Genomic DNA, 14,517 nt, shown 5'->3' with positions numbered 1-14,517 from the left:
CCCGTCACACCGCCAGGGGTTCGAGGTCCCGGTAGATGCGCTGCTCGCGCATGGCCAGCCGGGTGATGCCGTTGTCCTCGCCGAGCAGCCGACGCAGTTCGGTCAGCACCTCGTCCCGCAGTGCCCGTGCCTGCGTCTCACGTCCCAACGCCCGCAGGGTGAGGGAGAGGTTGGCGGTCACGGCCAAGGTCTCGGGATGGTGCTCGCCCAGGACGCGCCGCAGCACGGTGAGCGCGTTCTCCTCCCGTGCCCGGGTCTCCTCGAACAGCCCCTTGTCGAAGAGCACGTTGGAGTAGTTGACACCCGCGAACAACGTGTGGGGGTGCTCCTCACCGAGCACTTCCCTCATCCGGGTCAGCACCTTCAGGAACACGGCCTCTGCGTCCTCGAGGTCGCCGCAACCCCAGTGGTAGATGCCGAGGTTGTTGAGGGCCGCCTGGGTGTAGGGGTGGGCCTCGCCCGGCACCTTCACGTACTCGGCGAGTGCTTCGAGGGCCACCTCGCGTGCCGCCTCCCGCTCGTCGGCCGCGAACAGGTCGGCCGCCATGTTGAGATCGCAGGCCAGTGAGTCCGGCGTCGCAGCGGAGTACTGCGCGCGGTACTGCTCCCGGGTGGCCGTCGTCAGCCGGCGGGCGTCCTCGAGCTGGCCGTTCCTGCGCAGGGACACCGCCAGCGACTTGGCGCACCGCAGCGTTCCGGGGAACTCCTTGCCCAGGATGCGTTTGTGGGCGTCGTAGGCCCGCGCCAGCATCGCCACGGACTCGGCGTACTGGCCCACCTCTCTGAGGTCACGGCCCAGACGGTCGGCGGACGCCAGCGTGTAGGGGTGCTCGGGTCCGAGGACGTCCATGCGGCGGTCCAGGGTGTCCTGGTCGATCCTGCGCGCCTCGCCGTACTTGCCGATCATGTGCAGGGCGAGGGCGAGGTTGTTGGCCGCGCTGAGGGTGCGCCGGTGGGACTCACTGAAGATCTGGCCGAAGCCATGGTGCGCCTGGCGGGCGAGCTCCACCGCCCTGTGGTACTCGCCGAGGGCGGCGAGGTCGATGGCGAGCGACGACATGGTGACGTAGGTGTGCGGGTGGGTGGGTCCGAGCACCCGGGTCTGCTTCTCGAGCAGCTCTTCGTCGATGTCCAGCGCCTCCACGTAACGTCCCTGCGAACGCCGGATGTTGGCGAGCTGGCAGCGCAGGTACAGGTACTGGATGTCTTCCTCTCCCAGCATCGTCCGCCAGTGGTCGAGCACGTCCTCGGCGAGCCGCCTCGCGGCGGGGAAGTCGCCGCGCTTCCACAGGTAGCGGACGCGGTCGATGAGCAGTCTGCGGGTCTCGGTCACCTCACTGCTGCGGGCCTCCGAGGCCGTGAGGTGCGGCCAGATGAGTGCGAAGCGCTTGTAGGTCTCGGGGTCGTCGATGGGCTCGTCGCCGTCGGGGCGTGCCCCGGCCAGCACCTGGTGCACCACGCGGCGGGCGTCCTCCTGCTCCTCCTGCGACATCTGGGAGCGGATGACCGCCTGGACCAGGCGGTGCACCTGGATGCTGTTGGTCTTCTGGTCGACCTTGGCGAGGGCGAACCGGCCGATCTCGCGGATGATCCGCCCGAGCAGCAGGCTCTCCTGGAGCGCGGGGTCGTACGGCTTGAGTGCCTCGATCATCTCCTTGCTGTACAGCAGCTGTGCGGAGATGGGTTCGGGGCCGAGGAAGGCGCACAGCTGAAGCAGCCTGACGGCGGCGCGGGAGCGTTCCTCCATCTGGGCGATCGAGACGTTCCACGTGGCGGCGACGGTCTTCGGGTAGTCGGCCGGCTGGCTCAGCGCGAGGACCTCGGTGGTCTGCCGCGCCAACTGCTCCAGGTAGTGCTCGATGGGGGTGGCGGTCTCGGCGAGCCAGGCCGCCGCCTGTTCCACCGCGAGCGGCAGGTCACCGACGGCCTCCGCCACCCGCTCGGCCTCCTCGGGCGTCAGCCCTCCGTCGGTCCGGCGGATCAGGTGCTCGACGCTCTCCTCGCGCAGGAAGACGTCGATCTGCTCGGCCAGTCCCTGCTGGGCCCAGCCCTGGTTGCGGGAGGTGACGAGGATGTGGCCGCCTCCGCCCTTGGGGAAGTAGCGGGCCAGCTGCTCCGGGGAGTCGGCGTTGTCGAAGACGAGTATCCAGCGTTTCGTGGGCAGTCCGCGGGACAGCCGGTGCACGGTCTCCTGGCAGGCCAGGGTGATGTCGTCGCCGGCGGGGACGCCGATCTGCGCCCCCAGTTCGGCGAGCGAGGCGACGACGTCGTCGATGTGCTCGGCGGACGTCCACCACACCAGGTCGTAGTCGGCCATGAAGCGGTGCACGTACTCGACGGCCAGCTGGGTCTTGCCCACTCCCCCGAGCCCCCACAGGGCCTGCGGCTGCGGTGGTCCGCCGGTTCCGCCGAGCTGGTTGCGCACCCGCTCCAGGATCGTGTTGCGGCCGGTGAAGGTGGCGCTGCGCTGCGGCGCGTTCCAGATCGCCGGCGTGTTGCCGGGGAAGCGGGGTGCGGAGGACGCCGACTCCACCGGCTGGAGGGGCAGGTCGAGGGCGCGCAGCAGGGCGGTCACGCACTCCCCCTCGTCGAGGCGGAGCAGGTCGACGAAGCTCTCCGGCAGGTGCTGGACCTCGTCCACGCGCACCGCGACGACCGGGGGGCGGCCGGTGTCGTCCGACCAGCCGGTGAGGGCGTGCTGTGCCGAGGCGGCGTGCCGGGACTTCTCGAACACCTTGGACAGCAGCACCACGGTGCGCACGGACGGGTCGGGCGGGGCCAGGGGACCGGTCGAGATGTCGTGCAGGGTGACGTCGCAGCCCGCCCTGCGCAGCAGGTGGCGGACCCAGTCGGCCCAGGTGCGGTTCTCCGCGGCGTAGGCGACGAGGAAACCGGCGGCCGCCGCGTGCGGCCGCCGTCTGACGTAGGCGTCGCGGCAGCGGATGCGCACGGACTCGGGGAGGGGCGGCAGGGAGGTGACCTCGCGGTCGGTGATGACGGCGGTCAGCCGCTCGAAGGCGGACAGCAGGGAGTTGGCGATGCCGCTCTCGTCCCCGACCGTGGCGAGGGTCTCCTCGTAGGCGTAGTAGGGGCGGTAGGGGATCTCGACGTTCCCCCAGTAGGCGCTCAGTTCCTGGGGACCGAGTTCCCGCCCGTCGGATCCCTTCGGCAGCCCCTCGAACCGGGCCCGGGCGAGCGCCCGGCCCGCGTCGACCTTCTCCTTCTCGCCCTCGTCGATGCGCATCGGCACGGGCAGCACCCTGATGCGGCGTGGCCGGTAGCCCTCCTCGACGTTCCGGGCGACGGCGGCCGCGCCTTCGAGGGACTGGTCGCTGAGGGTGAAGCAGTCCACCAGGACGTCCGGCATCTGCATGGTGCAGATGTCCGCGTTGTCGGACAGGCCGGTGCGGCTGTCGATGAGGACGTAGTCGTAGGTCGCCTTCATGTCGGCGCGCAGGGCGTCGAGGAACTTCCCGCCGCCGAGACGCTCGTAGAAGTTGTCCCACTCGAAGGACGTCACCGTGGTCGAGTACGCCCGGTCCTGGCGTCCGGCGGAGAGGAAGTCCAGCGAACCTCCGTCCGGGAAGGTCAGGTCGAAGCGTTCGGGGTTCACGGACAGCGCGTGCTGTTCGACGCTCGCGTAGGACAGGTGCCAGTCGTCGGGCCGTTCGCGGGGGCCCGTGGTCGCGGCCCAGGCGTAGTCCTCAATGATGTTGATGACGCCGGGGGTGGCCGCCAGCGCCTTGAGGTCCATGAACGGATGGAAGAAGCGGTGGAGTCCGGGCGCCTCCAGGTCCCAGTCGACCGCCAGGACGCGTTTGCCGTTGGCGGCGAGGATCCACGCCGTGTTGGCCAGGGCCATGGTCCGCCCGGTGCCGCCTTTGTACGAGTAGAACGTGATGATGCGTCCGTCCCGCGCGGCCGTCATGCTTCTCCTTCGTCGTCGGGTTCGCCTGCCGGGTACGGCGGCTGGACGGGGCCCATGAGCCGTGGCCTCGGTACGTACGGGCCGGGCGGCGGATGGGCCTCGGCGTGTTTGAGGTACTGCCGGGTGGAGTGCGCCACGACGTGCGGGAGCACGTCGGTGAACGCCTTCAGCGTGGGGACGCCGTTGACCGCGATACGGCAGTCGGTGCGTCTGCCGCGCTCCAGGATGTGCGGCAGCGTCTCCTCCAGGGTCGCGGTCAGCTGCTTCCCCCGCTCGCTGTGGCACTGGAGGTCCGCCCGGTTCCACGGCACGATCGCGCTGATCCAGGGGCGTGACACACGGTCGAAGTCCCGCAGCCGACGGCGCCTTTCGTCGTCGGTGAGGGCCCAGCGGTCGACCAGCAGGATGCCGGGGCGGGCCTCCGCCTTGCCGTCCGGACCGGGGCCGGCCTCCCCGGGCGTGGTGTCGGTGTCCTCGTCGTCGAAGGAGGAGACGGTGATCCGGTAGTCCAGCGAGCGGATGAGTTCCTGGGCGATGGCGGGCAGCGGCCGCGTGGACTCCGAGTGGTACGGGTTCCAGTCCTGGGCGTCGTCGCCGTAGGGCCCGGGGTCGCGGTCCTCCGGGAGGGTGTGGCGGGTGGGCGCGGCCACGGTGAGATGGATACGCCGGGGCCCTGCACCGCGTGGCCGGAAGGCACTGGGCGTGTGTTCGTAGTCGCGGGGTCTGCTGGGCGGGAGCGCGGTCTGCTCGGCCACCTGGACGATGCGCTGGGCGAGCGTGTGCACGGTTTCCTCGTATTCGTCGCGCAGCCGCTTCAGTTTGATCAGACCGTAGATGCCGTTGGTCGCGTAGCGGTCGCCGAAGGAGGAGTGGTCGAGGTGGATGTGGCGTACGGAGTCCGGCAGTTGGGTGTAGTCGACCCCGGTCCACAAGGCGGGCACGATGGCGGACACCTCCCTGCCGTCGACGGCCTGAACCTGCAACTGCCGCTCGTTGAACGCGTACCACTCGCGGCCGCACATCTCGCTGGCGAAGTAGCGCCGGGACAGCAGCGGCACGAACACCCGGCACCGGGCGAGGTTCTCGCTGAGGACGTGAGGCCACCCGTCGCCCGAGCTCATCTCGCGGTCCATGAACCCGGCGGGCACGTCGGCCGGCAGGTCGGTGAGCTGCATGATGGTGTTGCACAGGTCCTGGTAGAGCACGCACACCCAGTGGTCGGGGTCACCGCCGCCGTTGCCCACACGCGGGGTGTGCGCGTAACTGAGGAAGAAATAGGGCTGGTCGTCCGAAGCCCGGCTCCGTTCCCTTCCGGGTACGTTCAACGCATCCCCCCACCCGTTGCCGCCCCCCGCCGTCCGGGCACCGACCGAGGTCAACAAATGTGCCCGACAACTACCCCGTGCGAACCGGCTGTTTCACGCCAATCGTGAGACTCGACAGGACATTTGACGGACCGCGTCGTCGACGACCGGACGCATACGGAACTGCGTGACCGGTCGCCCCGACCATTCCCGCCGCACGAGAAGATCACTCGGCAGCCGCTCCCCGATCGCCCCGAAGTCGCTGTCGTCCAGGGCCGCGTCCTCGTACTCGACCCAGTTGCCCTGCTTTTCGACCACGCACCGGTAGGTCCGGCGGGGAGGCGGCGGCGTCGTCCGGTACTCGGCGAGGTGGAGGGCGCTGCACACCTCGAAACCGACGCGCAGTAGAAGGACGTGGGCGTCCGCCTCGTACAGCCGGGCGAGCGGGGAGCGTTCGCCAAGGTGGCAGTGGGGATGGTGGGCGTCGAGCAACTCGGCCGCGCGCGGGCCGAGTCCGGCTAGCGAGGTCTGCGGGTGGGCGCTGCGCACGGCGCCGGGTGTGGTCCGTACGCATTCGGCGAGGGCGCCCATCGTCGGGCAGGGAGTGAAGTCCGGGTCATAGGGCGGCATCGCCGTCCGGAACTCGCGCACCTCCCGTTCGTCCAATCCCTCGATGAGCTGCTGGTGGGCGCGGGAGGTGTCGGAGTTCTCCGGGGTGAAGGCGGGTACCACGAGCGTTCCGCCGGGGCCGAGGGCGTCCAGCAGCGCGTCGCGCACCGTCTCGGGGGCCGCGCCGGTGCCGCTGAGGGACGCGTGCACCATGAGCACGCCGCCCCGGGGAACGCCCGTTCTTTCGAACAGGGTCCGCAGCGCTGCCCGGTCAGCCACGGGACAGCCCCGCCTCCGCTCGCAGTTCCTCGACCAGGGCGGCACCGGTCTCGGTCAGGTCCCGGGCCGCCGGGCCGGCCAGGTTCTCGAGGGCGGCCTCCGCCCGCGTCCTGTCGCCGTGGGCCAGTGCCTCGACGGCGTCGGTCAGCAGGCTTCCGGACCGGGTGCCCGGCACATGGACGTCCGTGGCCCGGCGGAGGTTCGCCAGCCGGGCGAGACGGCCCAGCCGGGGCAGGGCATCGGCGATGTCGGCCGGATCCGCGTCGAGTGCCACACCGAGGGCGCCGGTTCCGTCGGTGTCGAGCCGCACTCCGGCGCCGGGGGCGAGCGGGGTGACGGTGTCGGCGCGCAGGGCGTTGGGTCCGTCGGCCCACTCGGGGTCCTGCTCGGACAGGATGCGGTGGGCCGTGCGCAACTGTTCCGCGAAGGCGGCCAGCGCGGCAAGCTCCAAGGGCTCGGCGACCTCGGCATGGAATCGGTCGCGCCACGGGTCGGTGTCGTCGACGAGCACCTGCTCGCGTCCCGGCATGTCCACGTGGACCGACGGCCGCCACTCGGGGGCGGGAGCGTCACCCTTCACCGTGATCCGCGTGCCGTCCGGCAGGGTGACGGTGAGCCGTGCGCCGTCCACCTCCGCCTGGATGCGTACCGGGGAAGGCAGGTTCAACGTGCCGAGCGTCGGCAGGTGCAGCACGTCGTCGTGGTGGAGCCAGGACAGGCGCAGGGACGATCGGGCGTGCACGGCGGCGGCCACCGCGACGGCCGCGACACGGGCGGTGACCTCGGCGCCGACCGGGGCTTGCGCCAGCGAGGCGCGTACATGGCTGTGGGCCAGCACCCGGTCGAGGTGAGCGGCAGTGCGTTCGTCGGCGTCCAGGTGGAGCAGGCTCTGCCAGGTCCCGTCCCAGTCGGCGTCTCCCGCGAGGCGGTCGTTGAGGTGGGCGAGGAGTTCGCGGTCCCGTTCGAGCAGGGCGAGACGCAGTTCGCCGAGGTCGGCGACGCCCGGGAAGTAGGTCCGCTCGGTGATGCGTTCCGCGATGCCGTCGACGAGGGCGCGCAGGTCGGCACAGAAGACGGACGGATTGTCGAACAGGCGCTCGCTGCTGTAGCGGTGGGCGTACAGGCCGCCGCCGCAGGACTGCACGACGGGGCATCGCCGGCACGTCTCGGAGACGCCCGCGATGCCGAGCCGTCGGGCCTGGACGCCGGGGTGCCGGACGAATTCGTCGAAGCCGTGCCGGAAGACGTCGTACCCGGTGGACGGGGCGCCGTCGTAGGCGACCTTGAGGGAGTCGGCCTGTTCGAAGGCGCCGTCCGTCTCGACCACGGCCAGGTCGGAGGGCGCCAGGCCCATGGCCTCGGTCAGGCTGGGTCCGCCGCGCAGGGTGCTGAGCACGGAGTCGAAGGTTCTGACCGGCACCTTCTGCCCCTGTTCCAGCCAGCGGTCGAAGACGGCGAGCAGCCAGTCGGCGTAGGGCGTCGGCGAGCCCGAGGAGCCGCGGGGCGGCGGGGTGTCCCACGTGGAGTGCGGCAGGAGGTAGTCGATGCGGGGCGGGTCGAGCGCGGTGAGCGCCTCATGGACGGCGAGGGGGTCGTTCTCCACGTCGACGGTGCAGAGCAGCCCGCCGAACAGATGGCGGTACTCGGGCGTCCGTAACAGGGCGACGGCGCGCAGGACCCGGTCGTAGCTGCTGCGCCCCCGGCGGTCGAGGCGGTGCCGGTCGTTGGCGACACGGTCGCCGTCGAGCGAGATCCCGACGCGGACGTCGAACTCGTTGAAGACGTCCAGGTGACGACGGCTCAGCTGCACGCCATTGGTGTGGATGGCCAGGTCCAGATCGGTGACGGCACCCACCGTGGTGCGCAGCTCGGCGCAGATGGCACGGATGCGGGCCGGTCCCGCGAGGAGGGGCTCGCCGCCGTGCAGGATCACGCTGACGGTATCGAGCTGATGCGAGCGCGCGTAGTCGGCGAGCCTGCGGGCGGTCTGCGCGGCCGTCTCCTCGGCCATCACCTTGGGCCGCGCTTCCCAGCTGCGGTCCGCGTGCTCGTACACGTAGCAGTGATCGCAGGCCAGATCACAGCGACTGTGAATCTTGAGCACGAGTTGGCGGAGCGGAGCGCCCGCGGGGGCCTTCATTCACGACAGACTACGGCCCGCCACGCGGAATGCGCCATTCTCACAGTGCTTACGCGCCACCCCAGGAGTGTGTGTCATTTCTCCCGCAGTTCGCGATTTTGACGGGATGTTTCCACAGTCGGGGCCCTCGGATACCGCGAAAGGGGCCGCGCCCGGCGAACAAGAACCGGGCGGGACCTACCTCGTACGGCGGTGTTCCGGTTGTCCGGTCCGAAATCCGAGCGGAGCTCAGACTCCGGAGTTGAACGTGACCGGCTTCGTCTGGTGCCGGCCGTCGCCGCCCTTGACCCGTGCGGCCGTCCTGGCGGCGGCGCGCGAGTCGATCGCCGCCAGAGGAGTGAGGCGTCGACGGGACGCAGGGCTGCGCTCGGCGATCATTGGTTCGTTCATCGTTCCGATGTCTCCTTCCATGGGCACCGGCTTGTCCCCGGTCCAGGGGGACCTGAGGTCCAGTGCCATGGTTGGTCCTCGGACAACTGATGAGGGGACAGCACGGTTCGAGGCGGACCCTACCTCAGCCGCATGTCACAAGGATGGCCATCCGAGCCGCTTCCCATTCATACTCGACTCTCCGGCGCGGCCGAAGACTTCGGGGGTGGTCGATGAGCGCCGCTGTTCCTGGGCCGAGCACCATGGTCAGCGACGGAGACCTGCCGCCGCTGTTCCAGTCAAGTGATCAATGGGCGATCGCCCGTCAGAGTGAGTCCTTCCGCGTCGTGCGGACGCAGTTGTTCGTTCTGCTGGCCGCCACCACGGCCGCCATGCTGGCCGAACGTCTCGACAGCCGCGCTCCCGCCGTGGCCGCGGCGGTCCTGTACGCCGCGAGCATCGCCCTGGGTCTGCACATCGCCCGGCGCCGGGCCCGTACCCACTGGCAGGCGCACCGGGCGGCGGCGGAGCTGCTGAAGTCGCTGGCGTGGCAGTACATGGTGCACGGCGGCCCCTTCCACTCCCGCGTGCCGCACCCCGAAGCGCTCTTCGAGGAGCGGCTGGAGGCGCGGCTGCGTGAGCTGCGCAAGGTCGGCTGGGTCGATCCCCGCAACGGGCCCGCCACCCGGGGCGCGGGGCAGATCACGGCGACGATGCGGGCGGTGCGGTCCAAGCCGTTCGAGGTGCGCCGGGACATCTACCTCCGGGACCGGCTGCTGGAGCAGCAGCTCTGGTACAAGAGGCGTGCCTCCCAGGCGCGGCATGCCGCGGCGCTGTGGTCGTCGGTCACGGCGCTGCTCACCCTGCTCGCCCTCACCGCGGCCGTGCTGCGGGCCCTCGGGATGCTGGAAGGCTGGGATCTGACCGGTCTGTTCAGTACGGCCGCGGCGGCGGGCGTGGCGTGGCAGGAGCTGCGCCGGCACCGGCCGCTCACGTACGCGCACTCGCTCGTGGAGCAGGACCTGGACACCCTGGGGGTGGCCATGACGACGACGGTGACGGAGAGCGGCTGGGCGGACGCGGTGGCCGAGGCGGAGCGGCTGGTCTCCCCTCAGCACTCGGACTGGCTCGGCACCTTCGGACGGTGAGGGCGCTGAAGGCGCCGACGCCGGGGGTCAGTCGCGTACGACGCCCGGCTTCCACAGTATCGTCACCGGGACCCCGCTCCGGCGCGCGTACTCGACCACGTCCCCGGTGCCGCCGATTCCGCGCGCGGGCAGGCCGTCCCAGACGGCGACCAGGTGGTCGGCGTGGTCGACGATCCACCGGCCCGCCGCGAGGTACGCCGCCTCGCGCGTCGGCTCGGGCGGCAGCCGCTCCTGCTTGGCGCAGGACCGCAGGATGCGCCGGTAGGCGCGCAGGGTCGCGGCGTCGCCCAGGCCGGCCTCGTAGTCCGTGCCGGGGATCACGGCCGTCACGGGCACCCCGTTCGCCAGGGCGATGTCGGCGAAGATCTGGTCGGCTCCGGCGGCGAGGCTGGTGAGCGCCTCCAGCGGGCCGCCGCCTCCGTCGCCGTGGAACGGGCCGCCGCCTCCGTCGCCGTGGAACGGACCCTCGCCTCCGTCGCATCGGAACGGTCCGTCGCCGTGGAACAGCGCGCGCATCCCTGCCCGTACGACGGGCTCCGCGGCGGCCGGGATCGCGCGGTGGCCGGTGACGCCGATCCGGGTGACGCCGGTGCGCGGTGCGGGACGCGTCGCCCGGTCGGGGTGGAGCAGGACCGCCTGGGTCGCGGGTGCGGTTCCGGTCACGACAGGTCCCCTTCCCCGCGCCGGCAGTGACGACCACTGTAGCGCCGGGCCGCGCGCGGAAGCAGGGGGCCTTTCGGGCCGTGCGCCGCCCCGGCCCGCGCGGCTCGGGCCGCTGCTCCGGGCGGCGGTCTCAGTGCAGGGTGGGCCGGTAGATCAGTTCCTGGACGCGGTCGTCCAGGGTGCGGTGTTCGAGCAGTTCGAGGTCGAAGTCGGCCGCGCCCTCGAAGATGCGGTCCAGGCCGGTGCGGCCGGTGACGACCGGGAACACCGTCACCTGGAGGCGGTCGACCAGGCCGGCCGCCATCAGGGCGCGGTTCATCGACAGGCTGCCGTGCGAGCGCAGCGGCACGTCGGACTCCTCCTTCAGGCGGGCCACGACGTCGACCGCGTCGCCCTTGACGACCGTGGCGTCCGGCCAGTCCAGGGGCTCCTGGAGCGTGTTCGAGACGACGATCGCCGGCAGGTTGCGCATGCGGGTGACCCAGGGGTCGCGGACGTCCGACTCGTCGGTGCTCTCGGCCAGCATGCGGGCGAAGGCCCGGTAGGTGTTCGCGCCGAAGACCATGCGCTGTTCCTCCGCGTGCTGGGCGAGCCGGTGGTCGAGCAGTTGCGGGCCCTGTTTGCCCCAGTAGCCGGTCCAGTCGCCGCCGGCGGCGCCGTAGCCGTCGAGGCTGGAGAAGACGTCGAAGGTGTAGGTGGCGGTCATGCGGTTCTCCTCGGGGGGTGCGGCGGGGCCGGCCCGGTGGCGGCCGGTACACAGGGGAGACCCCGTCGCCGTGCGCAGCTCATCGCTCTGCCCGCCACCGTTTCCCAGGTCGGCCGTCTCCGCACCCCGGCCGGGGCGTGTCAGCGTCTGCGGGGCCGGCCCGCGCCGATGCCGGCGACGTGCAGGGCCAGGGCGGTCAGCCCCAGCAGCATCACGTTCACCGAGGAGAAGACGTCGTTGGTCGTGATGTCCGCCGCGTTGATCAGGAAGGCGATGAAGAACAGCACCGCCGCCACTATGCCGACCATGAACAGGCTCCTTTTCCTAGGGGTGTTGCCCGTATGCCCGGCCTGGGCGGGTGCAGACCTGTCACGTGCCGTGCACGTGACGGCGTTCCCCGGGGAAGGGCCCCGACCCCACAGAAGGGGGTACTGAGTGCCTTTACGCGTGGCACTCAGTGCCATACTCTGTGGCCGTGCGCGGTGGCACGGCCACCGGGCAGGCGCGTGCCCGGGCGACCGGGCACGTGGACGTCCGGCCGAGTGCAGGGAGTTGACCAGCGTGTACCACTTCTCAGGGAGCGTCGCTCAGCAGGCAGCCGGCTCCACGCGCCTGCTCGAACCGCAGGGGCCCGGAGCGCGGAGCAGCGACCAGGAGGCGATGCTCTTCCAGCGCTGCACCTGGTGCGGCACGGCGATGTACCACCGGCTGCTGTGCCCGGTCTGTCAGGGCAGCGACCTGCGCACGGAGCGCAGCGCGGGCCTCGGCACGGTGCGCCACTCGACGGTGCTGCACCGCAACACCCCGGCGGCGCGCAACGTGTCGCTGATAGAGATGGCGGAGGGGTTCGTGGTGCGGGGCCGGGTCATGGGCCCGCCGATCGGCATCCACAGCGGCGACCGGGTGCGGCTGTCGACGGCCGAGGACCCGGTGCGCGGCGAGCCGGTGTTCCAGCTGGTGGACGAGCCCCTGCGGGCCTCGACCTGACCGGTCCGGCCCTCGTGTTCAGACGTGGGTTCAGAGCGTGACGCGGATGCCCACCGTGCCGTCCACGCCCCGGCGCAGCCGGCTGCCCAGCAGGGTGAGGCGGCCCATCAGGCCGTACTTGCGGGCGATCAGCTGCCGGTAGCGGGCGGTCGTGGCCGCGTCGCAGATCTCGGCGGTGGCCGGGACCTGGTCGCCGGTCGGGTTGCCGCGCACGTCGCAGGGGCCGACGAGGACGTCCCCGCGGGCACGGACGCGCTTGACCTTCCACGAGTCGGCGGCGGTCCACACACCCAGCGCGTCGCCGTCGCGCACCACCCACACCGGGGTGGCCACGGGCGTGCCGTTCTTCCGGTAGCTGGTGAGCAGCAGGTACTTGCCCGCCCCGAGCCGGTCCCGCAACGCGTCGTCCATGTGTGAAGTCTAGGCCCGCTGCGGCATATTCCGCCGGGAGTCGTCCGGCCTTACGGGTGGCGGGCCACGAACACGAACTCCCGGCCGGGGCGGTCGGGTGCGTCCCGTACGTCCTCCAGCAGGTAGCCGTGGTCCGCGAGGTCCGCCTCGACCTCCTCGCGCTCCCGGAACCGCAGGGTCGAGTCCGAGGTCAGCACCTCCCCGTCCGAGGCGAACACGTACGTCGTGCGGAAGGTCACCAACGGGCCGTCCACGGCGGTCACTTCGTGCCAGCCCTGCACCACGCCGACGCCGGGCACGTCGGCGCGGACGTACGAGTGCTCGCGGGTCCAGGTCTCCCAGGCGCGCCGGGCCGGGTCGCGGGTCTCGAAGACCAGGCGGCCGCCGGGGCGCAGGGCCGAGCGGGCCCCGCGCAGGGTGGCGTGCCAGTCGCCGGGGTCCGCGATCGCCTGGGCGACGTTCGCCGTCATGGTGGCCAGGTCGGCCGTGAGCGGCGGCAGGTCCGTCGCGTCGCCCTCGATCCAGCGCACCCGCCCGGCGCCCGGCTTGGCGCGGGCGACGTCGAGGGACGCGGCGGCCGGTTCGACGCCCACGACGTCGATGCCCTGGTCCGCGAGGAGCAGCGCGAACACGCCCGTGCCGCAGCCGATGTCCAGCACCCGGCGGGCGCCGAACTCCCGCGCCATGCGCAGATAGGCGTCGAGGTCGCCGCGGTCGGGGTCCAGCGGGTCGTAGACGGCCGCGAGCCGGGGGTGGGCGTAGCAGGCGTCAGGCACGGGCGCCGCCCGCCGCGCGCACGGCGGCCGCCATGCGCCGCACCGCCTCGGTGAGCACCTCGGGCGAGGTCGCGAGGTTCAGCCGGGCGTGGCCCGCGCCGCCGGCGCCGAAGGGCGGTCCGCCGGTGAGCGCCACCCGTCCGTGCCGGAGGAACGCCTCGGCGGGGTCGTCGCCCAGGCCGAGGTTCCGGCAGTCCAGCCAGGCGAGGTAGGTGGCGTCGCCCGGGCGGTACCGGACGGCCGGCAGCTGCTCGGCGAGGAGCGCGGTGAGCAGCCGGCGGTTGGCGTCGAGGCCGTCGAGGAGGGCGTCCAGCCAGCCGGTGGCGTCGCGCAGGGCGGCGGTGTGGGCGAGGATGCCGACGTGGCTCGGTCCGTGGCCGACCACCTCCGGCATGCGGGCCAGGTCGTCGCCCGCGGCGGGCCCGGCGACCGCGAGCGCCGCCTTGAGCCCGGCCAGGTTCCAGGCCTTCGACGCGGACATCAGCGACAGGCCGCGCTCGCCGCCGGGCACGCTCAGGTACGGCACGAAGCGGGTGCCGCCGAACACCAGGGGCGCGTGGATCTCGTCGGCGACGACCCGTACGCCGTACCGCTCGGCGAGCGCCGCGACCGCGGTCAGCTCCTCGGCGGTGTGCACGGTGCCGGTGGGGTTGTGCGGGCTGCACAGCAGGTACGCGGCCCGCCCGCCGCCGGTGGTCGCCTCGCGGAAGGCGCGCTCCAGGACGTCGAGGTCGAGCCGCCCGTCCGTGCCGAGCCGGGCTTCGACGACACGGCGCTCCGCGTGGCGCGTGAAGTCGTAGAAGGGCGGGTAGACCGGCGGGTTGATCACAACCGGGTCGCCGGGCCCGGTGACCAGCCGGAGCATCTCGACCACGCCCAGCATCACGTCCGGCACGATCGCGGTGCGCTCCACGGCGAGCCCGGACCAGCCCCACCGCTTGTCGGCGAAGGCGGCCAGCGCCTCGGCGTAGGCGGTCCCGGCCGGGTATCCGGTGTCGCCGGACTCCATCGCCTCGGTGACCGCCCGCACGACCGGTCCGGGCGGCGCCACGTCCATCTCGGCCACCCACACCGGGAGGACGTCCTCGGGGTACGTACGCCACTTCATGCTGGTGCGGCGGCGCAGCTGATCCAGGGAAAAGGCCTTGAGGGGATTCGGTTCACCGGACGTATCGTGCGGGATCCTGGTCATGAAGC

13 protein-coding genes are annotated in these 14,517 nt (G+C 71.8%); 2 read left to right on the top strand and 11 right to left on the bottom strand.

What is annotated here, in order from left to right; all coding sequences use genetic code 11:
- Positions 1–4: 4 nt before the first annotated feature.
- The 5 genes from fxsT to ACFOSY_RS13765 form a co-directional block, all read right to left on the bottom strand.
- Entirely contained in the window at positions 5–3,928 is a 3,924-nt protein-coding gene (fxsT, locus tag ACFOSY_RS13785) for an FxSxx-COOH system tetratricopeptide repeat protein (RefSeq protein WP_394307068.1), read from the bottom strand.
- The gene (locus ACFOSY_RS13780; protein WP_394307067.1) at positions 3,925–5,172 is read right to left on the bottom strand and encodes a TIR-like protein FxsC; all 1,248 of its coding nucleotides are present in this window, start codon (positions 5,170–5,172) and stop codon (positions 3,925–3,927) included. Before ACFOSY_RS13780 ends, fxsT begins: the two co-directional genes overlap by 4 nt.
- A gap of 174 nt (positions 5,173–5,346) precedes the next feature.
- On the bottom strand, positions 5,347–6,120 hold the full coding sequence (locus tag ACFOSY_RS13775) for an AAC(3) family N-acetyltransferase (RefSeq protein ID WP_394307066.1): 774 nt from the start codon (positions 6,118–6,120) through the stop codon (positions 5,347–5,349).
- On the bottom strand, positions 6,113–8,260 hold the full coding sequence (gene fxsBH, locus ACFOSY_RS13770; RefSeq protein ID WP_394307065.1) for a radical SAM/SPASM protein FxsBH, inactivated beta-hydroxylase extension form: 2,148 nt from the start codon (positions 8,258–8,260) through the stop codon (positions 6,113–6,115). Before fxsBH ends, ACFOSY_RS13775 begins: the two co-directional genes overlap by 8 nt.
- 228 nt (positions 8,261–8,488) lie before the next feature.
- Positions 8,489–8,719, bottom strand: a complete 231-nt coding sequence (locus tag ACFOSY_RS13765; RefSeq protein ID WP_394307064.1) for a hypothetical protein — start codon at positions 8,717–8,719, stop codon at positions 8,489–8,491.
- Between the two features lie 143 nt (positions 8,720–8,862).
- On the opposite strand from ACFOSY_RS13765, the gene ACFOSY_RS13760 reads away from it, so the two are divergent.
- Entirely contained in the window at positions 8,863–9,777 is a 915-nt protein-coding gene (locus tag ACFOSY_RS13760; RefSeq protein ID WP_394307063.1) for a DUF4231 domain-containing protein, read from the top strand.
- Between the two features lie 27 nt (positions 9,778–9,804).
- On the opposite strand, the gene ACFOSY_RS13755 is transcribed toward ACFOSY_RS13760, so the two are convergent.
- The 3 genes from ACFOSY_RS13755 to ACFOSY_RS13745 all read right to left on the bottom strand — a co-directional run bounded on the left by ACFOSY_RS13755 (position 9,805) and on the right by ACFOSY_RS13745 (position 11,454).
- Complete coding sequence (locus ACFOSY_RS13755) at positions 9,805–10,440, bottom strand: hypothetical protein (protein WP_394307062.1); 636 nt, start codon at positions 10,438–10,440, stop codon at positions 9,805–9,807.
- Positions 10,441–10,570: 130 nt separating this feature from the next.
- Positions 10,571–11,146, bottom strand: a complete 576-nt coding sequence (locus ACFOSY_RS13750) for a dihydrofolate reductase family protein (protein ID WP_394307061.1) — start codon at positions 11,144–11,146, stop codon at positions 10,571–10,573.
- Positions 11,147–11,286: 140 nt separating this feature from the next.
- Positions 11,287–11,454, bottom strand: a complete 168-nt coding sequence (locus ACFOSY_RS13745; RefSeq protein ID WP_006132945.1) for a hypothetical protein — start codon at positions 11,452–11,454, stop codon at positions 11,287–11,289.
- Positions 11,455–11,707: 253 nt separating this feature from the next.
- Here ACFOSY_RS13745 and ACFOSY_RS13740 point away from each other — a divergent pair, with 253 nt between their 5' ends.
- Positions 11,708–12,133: a Zn-ribbon domain-containing OB-fold protein gene (locus ACFOSY_RS13740; RefSeq protein ID WP_394307060.1), complete on the top strand. Its 426-nt coding sequence runs from the start codon at positions 11,708–11,710 to the stop codon at positions 12,131–12,133.
- Positions 12,134–12,163: 30 nt separating this feature from the next.
- On the opposite strand, the gene ACFOSY_RS13735 is transcribed toward ACFOSY_RS13740, so the two are convergent.
- The 3 genes from ACFOSY_RS13735 to ACFOSY_RS13725 are packed head-to-tail and all read right to left on the bottom strand — an operon-like array spanning position 12,164 to position 14,512.
- Positions 12,164–12,544, bottom strand: a complete 381-nt coding sequence (locus ACFOSY_RS13735; protein ID WP_394307059.1) for a PPOX class F420-dependent oxidoreductase — start codon at positions 12,542–12,544, stop codon at positions 12,164–12,166.
- A gap of 50 nt (positions 12,545–12,594) precedes the next feature.
- Positions 12,595–13,320 carry a class I SAM-dependent methyltransferase gene (locus tag ACFOSY_RS13730; RefSeq protein ID WP_394307058.1) on the bottom strand — a complete coding sequence of 242 codons (726 nt, stop codon included), beginning with the start codon at positions 13,318–13,320 and terminating at the stop codon, positions 12,595–12,597.
- Complete coding sequence (locus ACFOSY_RS13725; protein WP_394307057.1) at positions 13,313–14,512, bottom strand: MalY/PatB family protein; 1,200 nt, start codon at positions 14,510–14,512, stop codon at positions 13,313–13,315. Before ACFOSY_RS13725 ends, ACFOSY_RS13730 begins: the two co-directional genes overlap by 8 nt.
- Positions 14,513–14,517 lie beyond the last annotated feature (5 nt).

It is taken from the genome of Streptomyces lusitanus, from assembly GCF_042647945.1.
Lineage (GTDB): Bacteria > Actinomycetota > Actinomycetes > Streptomycetales > Streptomycetaceae > Streptomyces > Streptomyces pseudogriseolus.
This window is presented reverse-complemented; position numbering and strand designations above follow the sequence as displayed.